This window comes from Dellaglioa sp. CoH-56-MRSF-11 (assembly GCF_056782135.1).
On sequence record NZ_JBXAYE010000015.1, the window covers coordinates 1 to 811 of the forward strand.

An 811-nucleotide genomic window follows, 5' to 3' on the forward strand; every position below is an offset into this window, starting at 1 on the left:
CCTTAGCACTCCTAATTTGGGGCCCCATTCCTAAAAACCGGGACGGGGTGGGGGCCCTTTGTCCAATTGATTCCGGCTATCGGCCCCATAGTTATTTCCAATTGGCCCGGCACCCGATTCCTATTCATAATCGGGGTCATCGGCTCACTGAGCCATTAACCGCTGACGCTGAGGAACAGAAAATGACGAACACGAACGCAAGCGCCCCCGTCCGGTGCAAGGGCTATCAATCCGTGTCGTTTGCGCGTGCTGAGGCACCGAGCGACGTAATCGGCTCGTTCTATGCCGTGTACCCGGATGGCCGCGTCTATGAAACGCCGATCACACTCGCGCAGTATCGTACGCACCTGTTTGCGTTCCGGGGTGCGCGGTGGGTGCCGTCATCGATGACGGCTGAGCAAGTGCGGGACACCGCTGAATTCAACGGCAATTACGCGTTCCCCGTCTGAGGCGCGGACAACCGAACAAAAGGGGCTCTTAGGGGCCCTTTTTCACGTCCGGGGCCGGCAGGCTGAGGGTGCGCCGTAGAGTGCGAAAACGTCCATTATAAATGCGCAGAACGGGGGTCTAAATGGGCCCGATGGGGGTATGTACAGGACGCGTCGAATGTTGGTCAAAACGGCTCAATCTCGGGCCGTTTTGCGATGCGGGGATGGGATGGGTTAGTGTGTGATTAGGGCCCGCACTCGGGTAGGCCCCGAGCGATCCGGGCCAAACGTAGCTGCGTGTCGCGCTCGTCATCCCGGTCTGCGTAGTAGGCAGCAATGCCAACGATAGCGACGAGCGAGCCGCCGACGATTCCTACAATAAT

Annotated in this window: 1 protein-coding gene; it reads left to right on the plus strand. The window is 58.9% G+C overall.

The window, feature by feature from the left end; translation table 11 throughout:
- The first annotated feature begins 182 nt into the window (after positions 1-182).
- On the plus strand, positions 183-449 hold the full coding sequence (locus AC1RPT_RS07600) for a hypothetical protein (protein WP_289901116.1): 267 nt from the start codon (positions 183-185) through the stop codon (positions 447-449).
- Positions 450-811 lie beyond the last annotated feature (362 nt).